19 protein-coding genes are annotated in these 21,190 nt (G+C 48.7%); 4 read left to right on the top strand and 15 right to left on the bottom strand.

Going from position 1 to position 21,190, the window contains the following annotated elements; all coding sequences use genetic code 11:
* Positions 1-101: 101 nt before the first annotated feature.
* Positions 102-407 carry a DUF1244 domain-containing protein gene (locus ACO6VG_RS02305; protein WP_422472514.1) on the bottom strand — a complete coding sequence of 102 codons (306 nt, stop codon included), beginning with the start codon at positions 405-407 and terminating at the stop codon, positions 102-104.
* Between the two features lie 263 nt (positions 408-670).
* Here ACO6VG_RS02305 and ACO6VG_RS02300 point away from each other — a divergent pair, with 263 nt between their 5' ends.
* Positions 671-892, top strand: a complete 222-nt coding sequence (locus ACO6VG_RS02300) for a TA system antitoxin ParD family protein (RefSeq protein ID WP_422135446.1) — start codon at positions 671-673, stop codon at positions 890-892.
* Positions 885-1,181, top strand: a complete 297-nt coding sequence (locus ACO6VG_RS02295) for a type II toxin-antitoxin system RelE/ParE family toxin (protein ID WP_422472512.1) — start codon at positions 885-887, stop codon at positions 1,179-1,181. The genes ACO6VG_RS02300 and ACO6VG_RS02295 overlap by 8 nt, the downstream gene beginning before the upstream one ends.
* A gap of 123 nt (positions 1,182-1,304) precedes the next feature.
* On the opposite strand, the gene ACO6VG_RS02290 is transcribed toward ACO6VG_RS02295, so the two are convergent.
* The 5 genes from ACO6VG_RS02290 to ACO6VG_RS02270 all read right to left on the bottom strand — a co-directional run bounded on the left by ACO6VG_RS02290 (position 1,305) and on the right by ACO6VG_RS02270 (position 9,542).
* Entirely contained in the window at positions 1,305-3,521 is a 2,217-nt protein-coding gene (locus ACO6VG_RS02290; protein ID WP_422410659.1) for a YgiQ family radical SAM protein, read from the bottom strand.
* Between the two features lie 179 nt (positions 3,522-3,700).
* Positions 3,701-5,032, bottom strand: coding sequence for a hypothetical protein (locus ACO6VG_RS02285; protein WP_422135443.1), 1,332 nt, complete (start codon positions 5,030-5,032; stop codon positions 3,701-3,703).
* Positions 5,032-5,526 (bottom strand): SycD/LcrH family type III secretion system chaperone, encoded by a 495-nt coding sequence (locus ACO6VG_RS02280; RefSeq protein ID WP_422135442.1) that lies wholly within the window; start codon positions 5,524-5,526, stop codon positions 5,032-5,034. The genes ACO6VG_RS02285 and ACO6VG_RS02280 overlap by 1 nt, the downstream gene beginning before the upstream one ends.
* A 111-nt stretch (positions 5,527-5,637) precedes the next feature.
* Positions 5,638-8,844: a hypothetical protein gene (locus ACO6VG_RS02275; RefSeq protein ID WP_422472510.1), complete on the bottom strand. Its 3,207-nt coding sequence runs from the start codon at positions 8,842-8,844 to the stop codon at positions 5,638-5,640.
* A gap of 110 nt (positions 8,845-8,954) precedes the next feature.
* Positions 8,955-9,542, bottom strand: a complete 588-nt coding sequence (locus tag ACO6VG_RS02270; RefSeq protein WP_422135440.1) for a hypothetical protein — start codon at positions 9,540-9,542, stop codon at positions 8,955-8,957.
* A 228-nt stretch (positions 9,543-9,770) separates the two neighbouring features.
* Between ACO6VG_RS02270 and ACO6VG_RS02265 the strand changes: the two genes are divergently transcribed.
* The gene (locus ACO6VG_RS02265) at positions 9,771-10,772 is read left to right on the top strand and encodes a hypothetical protein (RefSeq protein WP_422135439.1); all 1,002 of its coding nucleotides are present in this window, start codon (positions 9,771-9,773) and stop codon (positions 10,770-10,772) included.
* A gap of 84 nt (positions 10,773-10,856) precedes the next feature.
* Here the strand turns inward: ACO6VG_RS02265 and dbpA are convergent, their stop codons facing one another.
* Both dbpA and ACO6VG_RS02255 read right to left on the bottom strand, forming a co-directional pair.
* Positions 10,857-12,236 carry an ATP-dependent RNA helicase DbpA gene (gene dbpA, locus ACO6VG_RS02260; protein ID WP_422138976.1) on the bottom strand — a complete coding sequence of 460 codons (1,380 nt, stop codon included), beginning with the start codon at positions 12,234-12,236 and terminating at the stop codon, positions 10,857-10,859.
* Between the two features lie 103 nt (positions 12,237-12,339).
* A complete protein-coding gene (locus tag ACO6VG_RS02255; RefSeq protein WP_422413300.1) occupies positions 12,340-13,653 on the bottom strand; it encodes a hypothetical protein in 1,314 nt (437 codons plus the stop codon).
* Positions 13,654-14,084: 431 nt separating this feature from the next.
* On the opposite strand from ACO6VG_RS02255, the gene ACO6VG_RS02250 reads away from it, so the two are divergent.
* Positions 14,085-15,554 carry an SLC13 family permease gene (locus ACO6VG_RS02250; RefSeq protein WP_422135436.1) on the top strand — a complete coding sequence of 490 codons (1,470 nt, stop codon included), beginning with the start codon at positions 14,085-14,087 and terminating at the stop codon, positions 15,552-15,554.
* 17 nt (positions 15,555-15,571) lie between these two features.
* On the opposite strand, the gene ACO6VG_RS02245 is transcribed toward ACO6VG_RS02250, so the two are convergent.
* The 7 genes from ACO6VG_RS02245 to ACO6VG_RS02215 all read right to left on the bottom strand — a co-directional run bounded on the left by ACO6VG_RS02245 (position 15,572) and on the right by ACO6VG_RS02215 (position 21,168).
* The gene (locus ACO6VG_RS02245) at positions 15,572-15,913 is read right to left on the bottom strand and encodes a DUF2956 domain-containing protein (RefSeq protein ID WP_422138974.1); all 342 of its coding nucleotides are present in this window, start codon (positions 15,911-15,913) and stop codon (positions 15,572-15,574) included.
* Between the two features lie 71 nt (positions 15,914-15,984).
* Positions 15,985-16,839, bottom strand: a complete 855-nt coding sequence (locus ACO6VG_RS02240; RefSeq protein ID WP_422135434.1) for a methyltransferase domain-containing protein — start codon at positions 16,837-16,839, stop codon at positions 15,985-15,987.
* 206 nt (positions 16,840-17,045) lie between these two features.
* Positions 17,046-17,306 (bottom strand): DUF5062 family protein, encoded by a 261-nt coding sequence (locus tag ACO6VG_RS02235; RefSeq protein ID WP_422472507.1) that lies wholly within the window; start codon positions 17,304-17,306, stop codon positions 17,046-17,048.
* Between the two features lie 412 nt (positions 17,307-17,718).
* The gene (locus tag ACO6VG_RS02230; protein ID WP_422472505.1) at positions 17,719-18,150 is read right to left on the bottom strand and encodes a DUF962 domain-containing protein; all 432 of its coding nucleotides are present in this window, start codon (positions 18,148-18,150) and stop codon (positions 17,719-17,721) included.
* Positions 18,151-18,287: 137 nt separating this feature from the next.
* Complete coding sequence (locus ACO6VG_RS02225) at positions 18,288-19,328, bottom strand: peptidoglycan DD-metalloendopeptidase family protein (RefSeq protein ID WP_422135431.1); 1,041 nt, start codon at positions 19,326-19,328, stop codon at positions 18,288-18,290.
* Between the two features lie 433 nt (positions 19,329-19,761).
* Positions 19,762-20,412, bottom strand: a complete 651-nt coding sequence (locus ACO6VG_RS02220; RefSeq protein WP_422472503.1) for a pseudouridine synthase — start codon at positions 20,410-20,412, stop codon at positions 19,762-19,764.
* A 162-nt stretch (positions 20,413-20,574) separates the two neighbouring features.
* Positions 20,575-21,168 (bottom strand): hypothetical protein, encoded by a 594-nt coding sequence (locus ACO6VG_RS02215; protein WP_422135429.1) that lies wholly within the window; start codon positions 21,166-21,168, stop codon positions 20,575-20,577.
* Between the last annotated feature and the right edge of the window lie 22 nt (positions 21,169-21,190).

Genomic DNA, 21,190 nt, shown 5'->3' with positions numbered 1-21,190 from the left:
CTTAAGGACTATTCGGACAGCTCAAGGCTGTTCGGAAAAACTCATGGCTGTGTTGGCATTACTATGGCTGTTTGTTGGGTATTCAGTCAGTATTCAGAGCACTACTTCTTTTGTCTGGCTTCAAAAGCGGCCAGCTGTTCCTCCGATGCGGGCTGCTGATGCTTTTCTTTCCATTGGGAATAGGGCATGCCATAGATACGTTCTCTGGCTTCATTGTCGGACACTTCAACACCCAGATCGTCAGCAGCTGTTTTGTACCACTTGCCCAGGCAGTTCCGACAAAAGTTCGCCAGAATCATCAGGTCAATATTCTGCACCTCTTTATGATCATTGAGGTGCTTCAGCAGGCGGCGAAAAGTAGCTGCGTCGAGTTTGTCCTGAGTTTCCTGATCAATCTGTGTATTCATCACATCTTCCTTATAAGGTTGTCAGGCAGTGTAAGAAATTGTGGGTCAATAAAAAAGCCCCAGAATCTTCGGGGCTTTCTTCCCGATTATTGCTACCAGCTCCGGCACCATCGCACCATCTCTAAGCTGCAAGATTGGCTTGGAATAAACCACTAGAGGTAGCACACTTTTCGTGACTTCACGAAAAGGGTCAGGGCTTTTGACAGGCTTGATGCATATGACTATATTTGTAGCAATTTGTTACAAAAAGTAGGTTTTGAAACATGCCAAGCAGACCCTTACGACTGGATGAAGAGCTGGTGACCGCTGCAACCCTTGTTGGCAAGGTCAAAAAACGCTCGGCGGCAAAACAGGTGGAATATTGGGCCTGCCTTGGCAAGATTGCCAAGGAAAACCCTGATCTGCCCATTAATTTCATTGAAGATATTCTGGAAGCCGAAGAAGAGCGCAAACAGGGACTGGTCTCGGAGTACCGTTTTGGCTAAAGCAGAAACGATACTCCAGACATCCCGGTTTGCAAGAGCCGTGAAAAAACTCAAGCCCAACCAGAAAGCGGATCTTGATACAGCTATCAGAGCCGTAGCCAATAATCCCGATATTGGCGATAAGAAGAAAGGCGTCCTGAGCCACCTTCAGGTTTATAAATTCAAGATGGCAAAACAATTGACCCTGCTGGCTTATTATTTTGACGACGGCAAGCTGTTACTGGAGCTGATCTCCTTTGGCTCCCATGAAAATTTCTACCGGAACCTTGAGCGGCATGAGCGCCAGTGATGCGGTTAAAAAAATATTGGCTATATGTAGCAAATATTGGCAAGGCCACTTTTTGCCATCCCCATCAACCGAGCAAGGGTCAATAAAAAAGCCCCGAAGAATTCGGGGCTTTTTTTTTAGGGGTTATCTGGACTTTTTATTAGCTGAAGGCTTTTTCCGGGCTACCGGCTCTTTGCGGGGTGCTCGGTTATCCCACTGACCACCACGGGCCTTCTGGAATTTTCCCGCAGGCTTTTTGTTGTATGGTCGGCGGTTGTCTTTGCTCTGTTCTTCCGCAGGTACCAGTTGATTGGGGCCATCGCCAATCAGTTCGGAGCGGTTCATCTTTCTCAGGGCGTTACGGAGGACATCCCAGTTTCTGGAGTCGTGATAACGCAGGAAGGCTTTTTGCAGACGACGTTGTTCCAGCTCTTTGGGAATATAAAGTCTGTCACCCTTGTAATTAAGCTTCTTGAGCGGGTTACGACCGGAATAGTACATAGCCGTTGCCAGAGACATAGGCGACGGATAAAAGGTTTGTACCTGGTCGACACGGAATTTGTGACGTTTCAGCCAAAGCGACAGGTTCATCATATCTTCGTCTTCACAACCCGGGTGGGCGGCAATGAAGTAAGGAATAAGATACTGCTTTTTTCCGGCTTCTTTGGAGAACTTGTCGAACATTTTCTTGAAAGCGTCGTAGGTGCCCATGCCGGGTTTCATCATCAGGTCCAGAGTACCTTTCTCGGTATGCTCCGGCGCAATCTTCAGATACCCACCGACGTGGTGCGTGACCAGCTCACGGACGTATTCCGGATCTTCTACTGCCAGGTCATAACGAAGACCCGAAGCAATGGCGATTTTCTTGATGCCGGGAATGGCACGGGCTTTTCTGTACAGCTCTGTCGTTTGCTTGTGTGAGGTTTCCAGATTTTTGCAGATACCCGGGAACACACAGGAAAGACGGCGGCAACTGGCCTGAATCTCTGCACTCTTGCAGTTCAGGTGATACATGTTGGCGGTTGGGCCACCGAGGTCAGAAATCTGACCGGTAAAGCCAGGCACCTTGTCCCTGATCTCTTCCAGTTCCTGCAGGACGGATTCCTGGGAACGACTCTGGATGACCCGACCTTCGTGCTCGGTGATGGAGCAGAAGGTACAACCACCAAAGCAGCCCCGCATGATATTCACGGACGTTTTGATCATGTCGTAGGCCGGAATTTTTGCATCACCATAGGATGGGTGTGGCCTGCGCTGATAAGGCAGGGCAAAGACACCATCAATCTCCGGCGTTTCCAGAGGAATGGGAGGCGGGTTTACCCAGATTTCCCGGTTGCCATGTCTCTGCACCAGCACCCGGGCATTATGGGGGTTGGATTCCTGGTGCAGCACTCGGGAGGCATGGGCGTATAGCGCGGGATCTTTACGCACTTTTTCAAACGACGGCAGACGAATACAGCTTTTGCTGGTATCAAAGTCAGTCTTGCGGTGCAGCGGAAGTGGAACAATGCGGACAGGCTGAATATCCGGCTCCTGTCTTTTTTTGGATTCGCACTCTTCTTCTTGCACATATTCGTATGGGTTGGTGCCATAGGCTTCTTCCAGAGATCCCGGATCTCTTGGCCAGTCGATACGGGTAGAGTCTATTTCGGTCCAGCCTTCTGGTGTGCCAGGCTTAACGACAACCGTACCGCGAATATCATCCATATTTTTGATATTAACGCCCGCAGCCAGTTTGTCCGCCACCTCGGCCATGGCTCGCTCAGCGTTGCCATAGAGGAGGATATCTGCAGTGGAATCCATCAGAACAGAACGGCGCACTTCATTACTCCAGTAATCATACTGGGCAATCCTGCGAAGGCTGGCTTCAATACCGCCAATAACGACGGGCACATCGTTATAGGCTTCTTTACAACGCTGACTGTAAACAATCACCGAGCGATCAGGCCGTTTGCCCGGCTCTGCATCCGGTGTATAAGCATCGTCATTTCGAACTTTCAGGTCGGCGGTGTAGCGGTTGATCATGGAGTCCATGTTGCCACCGGTGACACCGTAAAACAGGTTGGGCTTACCCAGACGCATAAAGTCTGCTGTGTTGCTCCAATCTGGCTGGGCAATAATGCCCACCCTGAAGCCCTGGGATTCCAGGAAACGGCCAATGACTGCCATACCGAAGCTGGGGTGATCTACGTAAGCATCGCCTGTGACAATGATAATGTCGCAGGAATCCCAGCCTAACTCATCCATCTCTGCTCGGGTCATGGGGAGGTAAGGCGCTGTGCCATAGCATTCAGCCCAATACTTTGGGTAGGAAAACAGTTCCTTGGCAGGCAACGGTTGCTGCAGGGAGGAGTGACTCATGAATGTTCTGGTTTTATCTGCTCTTTCTGAAGGGGCACTATTTTTTCAAAAAATGCGTTGCTTTGATAGCACGAATTGCAGCCAGGGGATGAGATGAAACCGAAGTGATGTGGTGATAAACCATCCCTGCCTCGGTATGAACATCATTGATTCATGGCAAAGGCAGGGTGGTCAGGTACTTACACAGAGGTGAAGCGCTTGATCAGGCTCAGTTCACCGTCTGCATCCTTCATGGAAGAGAGCACCTCGTCAGGAACACCGGATATGTCATCGACAAACCTCTTAATATCCTTTGCCTCTGTAAGCTCTTTATCACCGGTTGACGCACTCATGCTGTCTCCGATACTGCTATCCAGTCCCTGAGAGCCCAGAATCTCTTCTGCCAGAGCAGGGTCTCCGCCTTGCAGTGCGTTGATAGCTGCCTCAAGCTTTTTCTTGGCTTCTTCCGATTCAGCCTGTTGCTGGAGAGTCTGGAGCAGAGCCTTTCTTCTCTCAAAGTGATCAAGACCTTCGCTGGCAATCTGAAGGCCTTCAGTGGCATCGCTCACTGGAGAGCCCGATTCATCAAAGGCTTCTTTGCGCTCTTGGGTATCATCCGTTTCTGATGGGTGATTATCGGTTCGTTCAGAGTTGCCGATTTCCACCATGGAAGCTGGCATAATGGGGCTTGCATGTCTGATTAAACTCGCATCGGCCTCCCCGGTCTGCTGCAGCATAAAGTCGATTTCATTTTTAGAAAATATACTTAGATGAGAGTTGTCTTTGCCGGGGTTGACCTCCCGGTCAATCATCAGTGCGGTTTCCCACAGCATGACAGGCGGGAACAGGAAAGACAGGGCTTTCAGGAAAATATTGTCAGGATTGGCTGTAGCTTCGGCACTGGCGCTGTTAGCCTCTTCAATGTGTTCCCGAATACGCTCGATATTACTATCATGCCGCTGTTGAGCATCAAGGGAAGCCATCTCAATCTTGTTTTCAGCGTATTTAACCGAGCTGTCTTCCAGGCTAGCATTGATCTGAGCCAGTATTTCTTCGAGCTTGTCGGCGGTCAGTGTGCCCTCAATATGCTCCATTTGAAGTTGATCTACGGAATCACCAATGTGCTGCATGACCCGAGGAGGGGCTTCCGCCACCCGTGACAGTTTGGCTTCGGTATCCAGAACAGTCTCAGATACCGCCACAGTCATTAACTCTGGTCGGCTACTGGTAATTGAGTTCGGGCTTTCACCAAACATGCCGCCAATCTCGCCTCGCAGTTTGGCTGTGGTTTGTTGGGTTAAATGCTTTTCAAGGTCATCCAGTTGGCCCGCATTCATTGAGTCGGGTTCTGGAATGGAAGGAGCCTCTGAACCACCGGGAGGCAGATCAACCTGACCTTCCCCGGTTCTGACTGATGCCGAGTTCTTGTACTCATAGCCCTGTGAGACCGTGTTAGTCTTCTCAATCTCTTTTAGAGCTTCTGCCTGCGTTGGGACTAAAATAGCTTCATTGCGATTAACTGAATCGACCATCAGGACTGCCCTCCCTTTTCGTCCTCAAAGGTCTGGAGCAGATTCTCGACTCTTTTCAGCTCCAGATGATTAAACTGATGTTTTCTGGCATCTTTCAGGGCGCTTTTATAAATCACTTCAGCAATGCCTCCTTCCTTCAGAGCCAGGTAGCAATCAGCCATATAGACTTTGGCCAGTGGATTACTGATATCCATTCGTGCGGCGTATTCGAGGGTTTTGATGGCCTGACCGTAAGTTTTCAGCATCATCTGACAGGAACCCAGGCAAAGAAAGTTGCGGGCATTCCAGTGGTCATAAAAGCAGAGATATTGGAAGATTTTGGCAGCCTCTTCAAAATGACCATTCTGGTACTGGTTGTAGCCATGGGAATAAATGGACTCAAGGGCCTTCTCACTCATCTGGTTGGCTTCTGCCAGTGTTCCTCCAGTGAGCAGGTATTCGGTGATAGTGGCCAGTTCCTGACTGTGAGGGGCCTGAAAGAGCTGTTTCGACATCGACGGCATCCTTGCTGGTATTTCAAATGACTGTTTCTAAAGGTATAGCATCTGCTTTCAGGAGACTCCTGCCTGTGAAGACGAAAGTTATAAAAAGGCCTAATGAGTGGTTCACGATCCTTTCTTGGACTTATTGCCTGCCTTTTTGGGTTTGGCTTCCTTGGTAAACAACTGGTAATCCTCCTCAAAACCGGATTGAAAGTAATGCTCCATAGAAGCAAACCATTGGTGTTCTTCTCCGGAATAAGTGGGGTATTCCAGATGCAGGTGGGGTTCCGGGTTTGTCCAGAGGTCGAGTTGCTGGGGCCTAACCAGACCTGGCCGAAAGTAGAGCCTGTTGCTCAATGGCAGGTTAGCCTGAACAGGAATGTTCAGAGCATCTGACAGAAAGGTAAAGTCAACGCCAAAGTACCCGGAGTCTTTCAGAAAAGTACCCTGCTTCACTCTTGCCAGCATTGCTTTTACATTCAGCTTCTCAGGCACAGCTTTGCCATCAGGTGTTTTTCCGGTCTCATTGAGCACTTCAAGATAGTCACAGAGCCTTGTCTGGAGTTTCAGGCCCAATTCACCGGGATCGGCATTTTCCTCTTTAACAGCGGTGGCTTGAGGTTCTGTTGGAGCTTTTTCTCTTTGCCCCTGCCGCTTCCCTTTTTTGCCTTTTCTGGATTTTGCAGCGGTCAGATTTTTTTCCTGAACGCTTTCTGAATCGTAGAGTTTCATGGGTGCAATGAGCTTGTGCTCTATGATCGAAAAGCCCAGGGCGACCATCATGTTCTCGGGAATAGGCAGCTTCAGGGGTAGCAAAACCCCATGAGCTTCTTCAATATCAGCAACTGATGGGGTTTCTATCTCCCCTTCGTCGGAGTCCTTTGAAAACTCAGCAGTAGCTACCGGAGGGGTTGCCATGGATGAGGTTGCCGGTTCGGGCAGAGAGCCCTGTGCAGAATCATTACTAATTTCAGGCGCAGGGCCCGGATCATCAGGGTTCAGGGTCTGCTGCTTGTCTTCAATGGAACCAGGGCTGGTTTTTTCATCCGGCGTCGGGGTGTTTGTTTTCGCGATTGAAAGCGTCTGTCGGAATTGAGCCGCCTGTTCACATGTAAGGGTTTTTTCCAGCATTCCCATACTGGTATCGAGCTTTTTGCCGAGTGCTTCCAGATCCTTGATGTGATCGCTTAGCTCGCGATGTCGTTCTGAGTCACTTCTTAACTCGCTGCGCCGCTGTGAGCCAACTTTTTTAGACAGCTTGTAATGCTGAATCATTTGACCCCGTCGGGCATAAATATCTGGAATGTCCTTGCAGCATTGAATGACGGCTTTTCCCTGTGCAACCAGGTACTCCATGTCATTGTGAAGGTCCACCAGTGCATCAACAAACTCTGGCTGATCTTCATTAAGGCTAAAGAAAATCTCCTGTGCTTCTGTGACGGCCTTATTCATGATCAGGGTGTTGATACTGATTTTCTGCATATTAAGCTTGAACTGCCTCAGTGCTTTCCTGAATTTGATGTCTTTCTCCAGCTCAGGCGGACCCTGATTTTCCAGAGCTTCACTGAAGGCATAAACGGGCTCAATCATTTTGTGAACAGACTCCAGTTGACGCCGAAGCCTGGAAGTCACCATGTCTGCATAACTGTAGTGAGCCTGAGCCTTGTCAAAGCCGCTGACCCGGGGATGTTGAATCACTTTCTTGAAGATGTTGTTCAGAACGCCAATAGGCTCTTTTCGGGCAAACGCCTCGGTAGCCTTGCTCAGAGTGCTTTCCAGGTCATAGGGCTTTGGCTCAGGGGGCTCCGGCTTCTTCTCTGCGGCTGCGGCCTGTGTGGCCTGCTTTTTCTGCCATTGGGCCTCCTGTCTCTGTTCTTCTTTTTCCCGACGTTTTTTTGCTCTGGCCTCCAGTTTTTCTTTGATCTGCTTTTGTTCCTCTTCTTCTTCTCTAATCAGGTCGGAAGCTATCTGAACGACCCCTGCTTCGCGCTCACGAAGATCCTTTATTACTAATTGGTAGTCATTGTTGATCCGCTCAAAAAGGTACACCAGCGCAGCCCATAGGTTGTCAGTTAGCATTTTTTTCTTGTTAATGGTTCTGATCAGGGTTACTAACTCAGTTAACGGAGCTAAAGTCCCTTGCAGCCGTGCTTTAAAGTGGGCCAGTGGTTCAGGGCGGTCATAAAGATAGGGTAGCGATGTAATTAGGGAATGGCAGAGTGAGAAAACATCCTGTGGGGCAAAGTCAGGATTATTTGCTTCCATCTGTTTCCGGAAGAACTGTAAGAAGCGCTCAGCTTGTTTGGGGTTGTCTGCCAGAATGGCGGCATTGATCAGATGCTTGACTCTCCAGCTACACAGCTTCACTACTTGTGGCTGCTCCGGGTCGAAGTCAGTCAGCCACTGGATGAAGCAGCAGGAATGGGTCGCCAGCATTTGACGAAGTTTATCCTTACCGTCAGTGGGCATGTAGTCATCCATGGCCAGATCAGCCAGCATGGCTGCCCCGAAGGCCGCTCTATCGTGGGCATTAAGGCTTTCTTCAAGTTTTGAATATTGTTCAAGCCCCAGCTGACATTGAATGACTTCCTGGTACATTTTCATGCATTCAATGGACTGGGGCAAAAAGTCTTCTATCCTTTGGCGGAAGGTTTCGCTCCCTCGTATGGCATCAAGTTTAGGAATCACTTTGAGAGCTGTGCTAAGGCGTATTCCACAAAGACTGGCATAAAGGAGTATCCGTTTTTTCTCTTGCCAGTACTCCTTGTAGCGTTTGTCAGAATTTCCCAGAATGACGAGGTCTTTCAGGAGATTCTGTTCCTCTTCGCTGACCCGTCGCGATCTGGCAGCTCTTCTGGCGGTGCTTTCCAGTTTTCCATACGCTCTGTAATCCGACTGGAGCACTTGGTACATCCGGTTCACATTAGAAAAATGCGCATCCAGTAACCGTTTCATCTCTACGAACAGGACCTGAGTGGACTCTTTGTAGCCATCGTAAAGTTCACATTTAAGTTCGGGTACCCCTTCATTTAAGCCATTCTCTATTAGAAATGCTGCAATGGCTTTCCGGGACTTTTCGACCTTATAGCCCATTTCGGCCATTTCATCCGGAGTGTATTTCTTCCTGCTGACGCTTCGTTGCGACAACTGCTCGTCCTTGCCAGCTGCAACAGCTGCTCTGGCTACCAGATTTTCGCCGCTGGTGGGAGTGATAGCACGATGATGATGTTCACCTGTGACTTCGCTTTCCTGCTCAGAGCCCATTAAAGATTGAGGAGGGGGAATATTCCCTGTTTGGGGAGAGGGCTCACCCCGGCTTGTTCCGTCCACCGTAACCTGCCATTTTGTTAGTTAGTTTTCTTCAATCAGGAAAGTCTAGCAGATTTGTCAGAATAGGCAGGAAGCTGGCTCACAGGAGCCAGCTTTACGTGAGGGATAGGTCAGATATCCCAGTGCAGACCCAGATTAAAGCCCTTGATGCTTTCATCGTTATAGATGCCCTTGGTGCCATCCATATCGATTTCGTAGAGGCGGTAGCCAGCCTGCAGTTTCAGGCCGACAAACAGGTAAAAACGGGCACCCACTTCCAGATCGTTAAAGTCAGTATCTTCAGAGCGACCTGCGAACAGCTTGCTGTAAAAGCTGATAGTGCTGGCCTGAAACAGCTCCACATCGGCAGTTAACATGGGGATAGTATCGCTGAATGAGGCGTCCCGGTATTTACCGCTGTCAAAGCGACGAACCCCCAGACCCAGGTCCAGGGCAATATTGCCATTATCCAGAATTTCGTAGTAGCCGGAGGCATCGTAACTGTCGAATTTCAGCTTGTCATGATTGAGTTTGCTGTAACCTGCCGCGAGATTGGGGAGCAGTGGGATGGGGTGCTCTATCTGTCCGTAAACAGTGTGAAAGTCACCGTGATCGGCAGTATTCCAATAGTTGTAACCCAGTTTTGCGCCAATAATATCTGCCTGGGCAAGGGTAGAGCTGGCCGCCAGGATGACAGCCGTCAGAATCGATTTTTTCATTTGTCGTTATTGCTTAGATAAAAATAACAAAATTACCGTTTGTGAGCACTGGCTCCCATGCTGACTTTTACCTATAGCCAATGCTCAGTGATATTTCATGTCCCTGAGGGAGAGGATGTGGCGATAAATCCTAACTTCGTCTATATAACTGTGTCTAGAAAAAGATAACTCCAAAAGTTCTAAGGCAGCCGATTCTGAATTATCAATTTTTAGCAGTGGTGAACTCTGATGCGTTTAGTTCGAATGGCTTTATCCAGTCTGACTGGGGCTTTCCTTTCACTGTCTATGGCACATGCGGAAGCAAATAAAGCGTGTTGGCTTTCTACCTATTCCAGCAGCTCGTATAACGTCGATGCCCTCTCTGAAATCATTGAGTCTATTGACGATGTGCCACTTTGTGTGACGAATTCGCCGACACGCTCTGGTATTGAGGTTGGGCATGTGTCTCTTGAGGGGGTAGAAGGCGGCGAGGTTCTGGCCTGCTTGTATATGGATTCCAACGGAAATAGCTCTTACGGTTATGAGTTTCAGTGGCTATTGGCCAATTACACTCAGTTACAGGAAGCAGAAACCTCTAATCCCTATTTGAAGGACCCTGCGGGAATTAGTACTGAACTTTTTCTATCAAAACGTGTTTTTGAGTTTTGTGATCTACCGACAGGTGAGCCCGAGGTTGATGCTAAGGATGGAGAGTATCAGGGAGAATCAACCCCCGGTGGTGGAGACAAACCTACCCAGGAACACGAGCCTGCCACGCAGGGACTCAGGTTCTGTACGGGTAGCGGAACTGAAGAAGTTCGTGGAGAAGAGCGCCGTTACTTCTCTTTTGGTACTAAATCAGCCGATGGCGAGCGCTGTGAGCTGGGTGAGTCTCGTTATTACGAAAATCAGGTTTTCTCAGACCTGGCATCGGAAAATCAGGTATGCAGGTTCCCTGAATATGTTAAAGGCAACATTGATGTCTGCAAGTTTGATATAGGGACTCATAACGGCCATTACTGGATTCGGGACGGTCAGGAAATGAAGCATTCTGCCAGGGATCTGGGTGAGTGTGCCCGTTTCAACTACGAACCAAGGTTCTGCATGGATATGAAGGGTCACTGCATTATTGGCAGAAAAGTCAAACACGATAGTGATCACAACCGCAACTACTGTTATGTCTGCAATGAACAGATAACTCAGGAAGCGAAAAAACTGGACTGGAGCAAGGTCAAGTGTATTACCCCTTGATTTAGGAGGCGGTTTCCAAAGATCCCGGCTCATAACACAAATTGGATGTGTTATGGGCCGTGAGCACTTAAAACACGGGAGTTATCAGAGTCTGCGAACTTTAAACTTCCGGCCCTTAATTCTGCCCTGTTCAAGGCGAGCCAAGGCTTTTCGGGCATTTTCTCTTTTAATGGCCACATAGGCGACAAAATCAAAGATATTGATTTTGCCAACTTGATCTCCCGGAATGCCAGCGTCACCAGTAAGAGCACCCAGAATATCACCAGGGCGCACCTTGTTCTTTTTTCCTCCGTCAATAGCCAGTGTCACCATTGGGGCTTTTGAGGGTGGCTGTGTTGCTGGCTTCAGTGCTCTGTGGTCACCAAAAGTCAGTTCCGTCCGCAAGATATCGGCAATAGCATCCAGCTTGTATTGCTCACGGGAGGTGTGCAGGTTTAAGGCCAGCCCCTCCTTGTCGGCACGACCTGTTCGCCCGACTCTGTGGATGTGGACTTCCGGATCCCGACTCAGGTCATAATTGATGACGGCGGCCAGATCATCAATATCCAGACCCCGGGCTGCGACATCAGTAGCAATCAAAATGTCGGCACTCTGGTTTGAAAATCGTACCAGCATCTGGTCTCGTTCTCGCTGTTCCATATCACCATGGAGTACCAGTGGCTTGTAACCCTGATCATAAAGGTATGTTCCAACTTCTTTACAGGTCTGTTTGGTATTACAGAAGATAACAGTAGAAGCGGGCTGATGATGGTTGAGCAGTTTGCGGAGGGTTTCTGATTTATCACCATTCTCAGCTTGATAGAAAAACTGTTGAATGTGCTGGTGAGTATGCACTGACTCAACGGTGACCTCTTCAGGTTCAGACTGGAACTTTTGGCTCAAAGTCCTGATCTGTCTGGGGTAGGTGGCTGAATAAAGCAGCGTCTGCCTGTCTGGCGGGGTGTGATCCAGAATGTTTTCAATGGCATCAATAAATCCCATATCCAGCATACGGTCGGCTTCATCCAATACCACCGTCTTTAGATGCTCGATAGTCAGTGTTCGCTTACGCAAATGGTCCTGAATTCTTCCCGGTGTACCGACGACGATATGGGCACCATGGGAGAGTGAGTTGATCTGTGGACCAATAGGTTGCCCACCACACAAGGTAACGACCTTGATGTTCTGGCGGTAGCGAGCCAGTTTTCGAATCTCGTTGGCGACCTGGGTTGCCAGTTCACGAGTCGGGCACAGCACCAGTCCCTGGCAACCAAAAAAGCGTTGATGAATGCCCAGTAGCATAGCAATGGCAAAGGCTGCCGTTTTACCACTGCCGGTTTTGGCTTTGGCAATCAGGTCTCTGCCAGCCATGGCCAGAGGTAAGCTTTTTTGTTGGATAGGGGTCATTTCCCGGTAGCCAATCTGCTCCAGGTTGTGCAGCAGCGCTTCGGGCAGCGGCAAGTCGGAAAAAGGTTGTGTACTCAAGGTTTACTCTCTACCGTGAAAAGTCTGCATCATTCAAATCTGTGCGGCAATGCAGTTTGGGCCCGGATTATAACAGAGCTGAGGAAAAAGCGCGGACGTGGGCTTAGAGATAGATAGGTGCCAGAATAAAAATCTGTATCAGCGGCTTAAACTGGTTGATGATCCAGTCAAACAAGGCACCTATCTCTCTCCTGTCTATGAGGAAGTGCTGTCCTGACAGGCTCAGCATAACATCGCCCGATGCTTCAGGCTGAAAGTTAATCACAGTGACCTGTTGGTCCGGGGTTATCAATTGAGCGATAAAGGGGGTTCGTGCTTCGGTCAGAGCCTCGACATTCTGCAAAGCATCACCTTCAGCTGGATTTTGCTGGAAGCCATAATCTGGCATTGATAGCGCAAGTTTGGCCTGATCCTGAGTCTTTTTAAGTTCCCGTATAGCGCCGGTATGTTCGATAGGAGGATATTCTTGTGAAGAAACCCCCAGTCGTTGGATATATTCGATGATGGCGACTGTTAGAGATTGAGTCAGTATAGCCCCGGCAGTAGCGCCTTCTGATGAAGGGGCGGGATCGTCTGGGACAGCCTCGTGAGTAAAAACAGCCAGTTCTGTCACCCCTTCATGGTACACAAAAGCACTTAGAAGGAGGGGCAGGTTTTCGATACAAATGGGCGAACTCTGCAGACCCAGCTCTGTAATAATCAGAGCCTGCTGGTTTTCTACAGGGTGAATATGGATAACCGTGATCATCCCATCTTTTTGGGTCATCCGGATAATAAGGTATTTACTTGAAAGCAAAAGCGACTTGAGATTCAACAGGGATTGAGCTGCAAATTCGATATTAAAATGCGACAACAGTGGGAGCAGGACAGGCAGTTCCACCTTGTCTCTCAGCAGCAACATGGCTTCCCCGGGTGGAAGGGCTGAAGCATGAGTGCCTGATATTCCATAACCTCTCTTTTCAAGTCGTTCAATAAGGTTGTAAGCAATAGATGAACCTTCTGAATCCTGCACAGAAGTCCGCACGGTTTGAAACTCTTCATGACCTCCTTGTTCGGCGGGTTCAATAATATTGTGAGCAACAGATGGAGTGGTTGTCGTTATCATTTCAGCAGGCAATGATTCGACGGCCAGATTTTCGCGGGGGTCATCGTGAGTGGGTAAGCTGGTCTTGTGCTCTGCCGTCCCTTCAAAGCTGTATTTGGCAGTGGCTGGCAGCGATAAACCGGAACGTGAACTCACCATGGCAGAAGAAGAAATATAGCCGCCTGTTGCCTGCCCCGGATCGAGTAACAAACGGGCCCTTTCCATCAGGTCCGCCAGTGAAGAGGTATGATCTCTAACGTTGTAATAGGGGCTTTGTTCAGCTTCTGTCGAAACCGTTTCAGCAGCATAGCCATAGGTTAGCTGAAACTCCATATCATCTTCCAACTTATTGATTTCATCTGACATGCACTGAAGACAGAAGTGCCCCCCGCTGCCGTCCGGTTCCATAGCCATGCTGTGTTTCGAACACACAGGCATGTCACAGGAGGGCCTGTCAGCTGCTTTTGCCTGATACGTTGATGCCGCTACACACAGCATCAGTACAAAGCTCATAAAGAAAGCAATTCTGACTGAAAAGAGTTTGACAGAAAATAAGGAGTCCATTGCCGTAGTCATTCATAATTTTATTTTGATAATCCGACAAAGCGTAGAATAAAAATTGTCATATTGCTCAGGTAAAAATTGGTCAGAATGACCGTTTGCACACTATGGAAGAGGGCGGTATCTGGATTTTTGGAGGTAGACGGGTGAATAAATCAGGGAATTGACCGACTTATAAACAGAATACTTCCAAGGAACAGACCATGAGCAAACAACCCTCCTCAACAGAGCTGGAAGCGGGGGCTAACCCTTACATCTGGCTGACTGGGCTGATCTCAGGGGGGGCATTGTTTGTGATGACCCTGGTGCTGCCTGCACCTGAGAATATGCCTGTTGCTGCCTGGCAGTGTGCTGGTCTGGCACTGATGATGGCGGTCTTCTGGTCCATGGAAATACTCCCTATTTCAGTGACTGCACTGTTACCTCTTCTGCTGGCTCCGTTAGTTGGCCTGTTATCTCTGGATAAGGTTGCTTCGGCTTATGCACACCCTGTCATCTATCTGTTTATGGGAGGCTTCATGCTGGGTCTGGCTATGGAGCGCTGGAACCTGCATCGGCGGATTGCGCTTTTGACCATGCTGGCTTCTGGCACCGGTGAACGCCGACAGGTCATAGGGTTCATGCTTACCACCGCCTTTATCAGTATGTGGGTGTCCAATACTGCAACGGCCATAATGATGTTACCCATTGGTATGTCAGTGATCGCAATGATGAAAGAAGAACGGGGTTCTCACGGACACTTTCCTGCGGCTCTGCTTCTGGCTATTGCCTATGGCGCCTCCATCGGCGGCTTTGGCACTTTGATCGGAACACCACCCAATGCCCTGTTGGCAGCTTTTCTCAGCGAACAATACGGCATTGAAATTGGCTTTGCTCAATGGATGCTGGTAGGTATGCCTGCGACGCTGTTAATGCTGCTGGTCACGGGCTGGTGGCTCAGTTCCGGGGGCTATGAGCTTCGTCCGGGAGAAAATGAATCTGTACGCCTGTCTTTAAAAGAGCAATTAGCTGAAATGGGTTCCTTAAGCAGGGCTGAAAAATGGGTGGCAGTAATTTTTACTACGACCGCATTATGCTGGGTTTTCCGACCCTGGCTGTCCGGCTTTTTACCAGACATAAAGCTCACTGACACTGCCATAGCCCTTACTGGTGGGCTGCTGATGTTTATCATTCCCGTCCGCTGGGGTGAAAAGCTCGACTTTCTTCTTAACTGGAAAGATATTCGCAGGTTGCCTTGGGATGTTTTGCTGCTGTTTGGAGGCGGTCTGAGTCTGGCGGCAATTATCCGTAAAACAGGGCTGGCAGAATGGATTGCCAGCAACTTCCAGGTATTGGATGGACTGCCTACCATTGCCGCCATAGCCCTGGTGGTTTCTGTGATTATCTTCCTGACTGAAATTACCAGTAATACAGCGACTACGGCTGCCTTCCTGCCGCCTCTGGGTGCGCTGGCTGTCTCCCTTGGCCTGGACCCGGAAGTTCTGGCTATTCCGGCAGCCATAGCCGCCAGTTGTGCCTTCATGTTGCCCGTTGCCACTCCCCCCAATGCAATCGTGTTTGGTTCGGGGCTGTTATCGATTCGTCAGATGATTCGAAGTGGCCTGATTCTGAATCTGGCGGGTATCGTGATTATTACTGTTTTGTGCGCTCTGCTGGTGGACAGGGTCTTCTAGCCAGAAAATCTGAAGTTTTAGACTTCAGACGCAAAAAGGTAAGCGGTAAATGCTGCCCAGCTCAGAGCCAGTAAAAGCCAGGGCAGCCAATGCTGTCTATAGCGGGTCAATTCCTTAGTGATGGTTTCAGTTTCTGCGGCAGGGTTCTCTACCTGCCTTTTAACTTTTTTCAGGTGTTTGTCGAGTTCTCTGGCTTTGGCTTTTTGCTGCTTTTTATAGTGCTCAATGCCTTTCTGGATGCCCTGGGCGATCAGCCTGGTCTGCTCTTTGCTCTGGCCGGGTCGCTGGGTGGCCCTGGCTACAGACATAGCCTCTTCACGGGTTTTGGATGAATCGGTTTTCTTCCGGGGGCTGGCCATATCGTATAACAATCTCGGGGAAGGGAGAGACGGATAATAGAGCAAGACCCCGACGAAATCAGCTCAGATTTCTATCTTTTGTGTGATGCGCGTTGGATCACATAGAGTTTCATATCAAAGCGGCACTGCAGAGCACCCAGGCTGGCCAGCTTTTCTTTCTGGGAAGGTTTGACATGCCAGTAATGCGGGGTCATTGCCAGTAAGTCCATGATATCTTCTGCTGAGTTCAGCTGCATAATGCCCTGAACCGCTTTTGTTTCTGTCAGGTTAAAACTTTCAGGAAGTTGATCAAGCAGTTTATCCACAGGGTAAGGTCTGACCGTTTCGTAGATAACCTGACGAAGTTCCAGCAAGTGCCTCTCTCCGGGAGACATCACCAAAACATGCCCGTCAGGCTTTAACAGTCGCACAAATTCGTTCCAGTCGCATCGTGAAAATACACTTACAATGACGTCAACTTCATGGTCTTTAACGGGAATGTCATTAACACTGGCAACCAGCCACTGGACAGTTTTGCTTCTTTTGCAGCAGGCCATTATGGCAGGCCTGGAGATGTCAATGCCGACTACTGCGGCTCCCGGAAACGCCTGTTGCAGCCTTTCTGTGTAATAGCCTTCACCGCAACCGGCATCAAGAATAGACCGATTACTTTCTGAAAATTTCTCAAGGCTGTCCAGAGTTTTGGCAAGTGAATCAGCCACCGGCTGATAGTAGCCTTTGTCCAGAAAACGGGTTCGGGCCTGAACCATTGTTTTGTCATCGCCGGGGTTTTTGCTGCGTTTTTTATGCCCCGGAAGAAGATTGAAATACCCTTGTCTGGCTCGATCAAACTGGTGATTCCGGATGCAGCCCAGACCCGCACCGGAGGTATGGAATGACTGTGCCAGAGATTCGTGGCAGACGGGGCAGCGCAGAGTCAGGGTCATGATTACCAGTAAAGGTTTTTTTGATAATGCAAATGCAGCGCATCCGGGCCTTTAAGCCACTTCCACGATTTGCTGGGAACTGGATTTAGCTCAGAGCTGCTCGAGCCGGGAAGTTTACTGTAATTACTGCTTTTTGCCATGAAAAAAATGTCCGCAGCGCCGAACATTAAATCAGCTATGACTTCTAATGGCCTAATTCAGGGCGCTTATTTCAACAGCGGATGATTTTCTGGCAGTTGGCGAGATATCCACAGCGCCAGTTTGCGTTTCATGCTTGGTTCTGACTCTTCCCCTTTCACCAGAGGTTGTATCAACTTGTCATGAACCAGCAGGCGGTATAGATATTCAATTTTTTGCTTGGCGGAATCTGTCGGTTCAAACTGAGCTACTTTGCGTTTTTGGGCATAAATGGCTCCGACTCTCAGAGCTTCTTTGACCAGTTCGCTTTCATTTTTGAGTTTTTTCATTGGCTTCCAGGTTTTGTTCTCTAAGCAGCCTGTCGGACTTAAGCGTCCGTAGCGAGGATTGCAAGAAATTGAGGATAAAAATCTCTGTTTCTGAGGAGAATAGCGAGCTATTTGACGAAGAAACAGGGATTTTTAGACCAATTTATTGCAACCGCAGTAGGACAGTCTTAAGTCCGACAGGCTGCTAAGGTTCACGGTAAAGGGTACATCATAATAGCTCAAGCGATCTCATGCTCCCGAGTAGTTTGCACTGAGGATCTGCCTGAGGTCAGCAATTCCAGAGTTAATTTGAGTACTATTGGCTAAATCCGGCACCAGACCCTGTTGTTTTTTCTTACCATGGAATAGCCACTCAATGGACTGCAAAGAATGTTTTGGGTTTTTAGAGGGTGTTACCGATAAAAACACCCTGTCAGACCCTTAAATTCCACTTCTTAAAAAGAAAATTCAGACACCAGAGTGGCCCGACCAGCAGAAACTGAATGTCTTCAAAGAAAGAGGGTTTTTTGCCCTCTATCTTGTGGCCGATAAACTGGAAGATCCAGGACACCACAAAAACAGTAATGCTCAGGGTCAGTAAATACTCACCAAGGCTGGCGGCGATGCAACTCATAACTGCGTATAAGGCAATGATGGCCAGAGATAAAGGCAGAGACAGCATAAAGTAGAAAATCAGGGTCATGGCCATGACCACAATGACCGCAGCAGGGCTGAAAGACCAGACAATGCCAATAATACTGAACATGATTGCCGGAACGCAGATCCAGTGAATCTGTTTGTTGGTGGGGTCCTGGTGACTTTCACCATAGGCTTCGAGCCATTCAGTCAGGGGTCGTATTTGCATAGGGGGCCTCATTCTAATGAAACCTGCTAAAGCAGCGTTTTTGTTATTCTTGTCTTTATTCTGCGTAATGCCTGCTACTGAACCCAGTGGCAGGCATGTCAATGATACCTCGCACCATGGAGTTGTTCACAATGATTTTAAAATGCGTCAGTGTTTTTCAGAGTTAGCCAGTTATCAGGAGCACTGCTTGCCTTACTGACAAGGAGTGTTTCCTGCTGATTCTGATTCATGGCTGCGATCAACGGTTGTGTGGTCTTTTTAAATCGCTTCAATGCATCACCTTGCAAAGGTTCACCGGTTGGCAGTCTCGCGGTCATAGGATCCACTGCCTTGCCATCGATAAACAGTTCGTAATGCAAGTGGGGACCAGTGGACAAACCGGTATTTCCGGTTTTACCAATCAAATCGCCTTTGCGAACCTTTTGCCCTTCTTTCACATGCAGTTTGCTCAGATGAAGGTACCGGGTGACATAGCGACTGCCGTTTCGCATTTCGATAAAGTGACCGGCTGCCGGGTGATTGGTTTTTGCTTTGACGATGACGCCGTCAGCTGGAGCATAAATGGCAGTTCCTACGGGCACAGCCCAATCTGTTCCATTGTGCGGGCGAATCTGGCCGGTGATGGGATGCTTCCTGGCTGGATTAAAACCGGAACTGACCCGGCCCTTTTTACCCAGAGGGTACCGGGAGAAAGAGCTGCCGAGTATTTTTCCTTCCGGTGTATAGTACTTCCCATCGCTGTAGCGAACCGCCGTGTGGATTTCGTCCTTCTGATAGAGTCGGGCAGCCAGAATGACACCGCCAGCTCCCTTCTTGTTTTTCAGGGAATTGTCAGTCAATAGTTTAAAGCGATCACCAGCCTTCAGATCTTTACTGAAATCAATCTTATATCGGAAAATGGCCGCAAACTTATGAATGAATGAGCTTGAAACACCCGCTTTTCGCGCACTCCGGTAAAGGCTCCCCTGAATTTCGCCGGTAAAAGTTTTGAACAGTTCAAAAGCAGCGGGTTCATGCCTGTCAGTGGAATGAGCAAAAGCAATCTTTGAGAAAGACACTGAAAGTATCAGAGCGGCAGGCAAACTGCGTCTGACTTTGATGGTGAATGATTTGCTGGTCGAGCGATGAGGCCTGTCAAACAGTCTGGTGCAGGCTTTATAAAATGAATTGGCAGGCATTCATCAGGACCCCCTGTGGAAAACTGCAGGCAGTATCACAGCCCTCGAAAAAGTGGACTATGGAGGCTTCTCCTTAATAGGTCTGTGATCAGGATAAGCGATAACACTGGCTATCGGGATTTTTACCAGGCCGACATCGGACAGGAAAATAAAAAGGGAACAAACGAAGTGATCGAATGTGGACTTTCGTACAATCGGTTGTTCTTTCCGAGGTTTCTACTTAGAACAAAATCCATCTATCAGTATTTTTATATATCAGTAAGCAATAATTCTGCTTTTCTAACATTTGCACGTCTGTATCATGTGGCCGCTTTAATGGGTGAACGCACTCATCAATAGGCGTTTTCGCCCGTTACCCTGTTGTTCTGGCTCCCGCTATGGGCATGAATCCCTTGTTTACTTTTTTCCTGTAAAAACTCAACTCCGCCAGCCCTCAGAAAGGAGGCTGGCTCTCAAATCTCATGGTTTCTGCCGTGGCAGGGTGTTTGAATGTCAGAAGGCTGGCGTGCAGGCGCAAACGGTCAGACGCTGCTCTGGCTTCATCATGAGCGTAAAACTCACAGCCCAGAATAGGGTGTCCCAGCTCAGCCAGGTGAACCCTGAGTTGGTGAGACCGGCCTGTCACGGGCTCCAGCCAGACCCTGCCGTGTTTACCATCACCGGCCATGGAGTAATACCGGGTCAGGGCCTTTTTTCCCTGCTCATGATCCACCTTTTGTCTGGGTCGGTTAGGCCAGTCGCAAATCAATGGCAGGGATATCTCTCCGGAGTCTTGTTCCGGCGTTCCCCAGACTTCTGCAATGTACCCTTTCTCCACTTCCCGATCCTGGAACTGTCGGCTCAGTTCTCTGTGGCTGGCTGCATTCAGGCCGAACACCATGAGCCCGGATGTGGACATATCCAGCCTGTGGACCACCCGGGTTTCCGGCTCAATGGCAAGCAGGCGCGCATGAGCACTGTCCTTATTGTTGGGTGGACGGCCGGGAACGCTTAACAGTCCCGCAGGTTTAACAACGACCACCAGTTCGGAGTCACGGTACAGCTCAGTCAAAGGTTCCTGACAGTGAGGCGCAATAAAGGTCATGCAAAAAGGTCAATAATGAATGTGCGGGCATTATGCAGGGATTGAGGGGGGGATGAAAAGTAAGACTTCTAATCACTGCTGCTGTCACCACCGGTAAAGCCTACGCTCGTAGTATCCAGCTTAAGGACTCTGCCCGACAAAGTGAAAGCTGACATTGAGTTTTCATAGCTCATCTTTTCTTAGTATTATATCTCTTTCACTTGAGCAAATGCTTGAATCTGTCGAGGGCCAAATTTTTTTGTTTTCTTTTAAATTGGAGTCTCTAAAAAATAATCTCTGATTGTGAAGGTAGTAATCAAAATCTTCCCAGCAAATGACTAATTTCCCAGTAGCAATTTTTTTTAACCGTATGTAAGCGGTCATTCTTCCAGGCATTTTTCTTAATTCTTCCAGATTGGTTTCTTTTGTTAAAAAAACACCATTCAAGTCGGGATTTTCAGGGGGAGAAGCTGAAATCCATAAGGCGCTATGACTTAAGATTCCCTCATCTGTTGTTACATTCATAGTGTAGGTCCCATAACTACCATCTCTCATTACATGGCCGATCTCGGTACGTTCATCTTCTTCAGTTCTGTAGAGTATGAACAGTTTTTCAGAAGCGAAGGTGTTTAGTCCATGAAATTCCAGATTGATATGGTCAAGGCTGGCACTCTCACCATTCCATGAGCCCAATAACTCAAAATAATTAATGGTTGGTCTGGCGTAAGAAACCGATGTCAAAAAGATCAATATAGAAAGAAGCTTGATTCTTATCATAAATAAACCTCATTACTTCGAA

Origin of the sequence: Endozoicomonas sp. ALB032 (genome assembly GCF_049310125.1) — a bacterium.
GTDB lineage: Bacteria > Pseudomonadota > Gammaproteobacteria > Pseudomonadales > Endozoicomonadaceae > Endozoicomonas_A.
The sequence above is the reverse complement of the archived record's forward strand: the minus strand, read 5'-3'. Positions and strand labels throughout refer to the sequence as shown.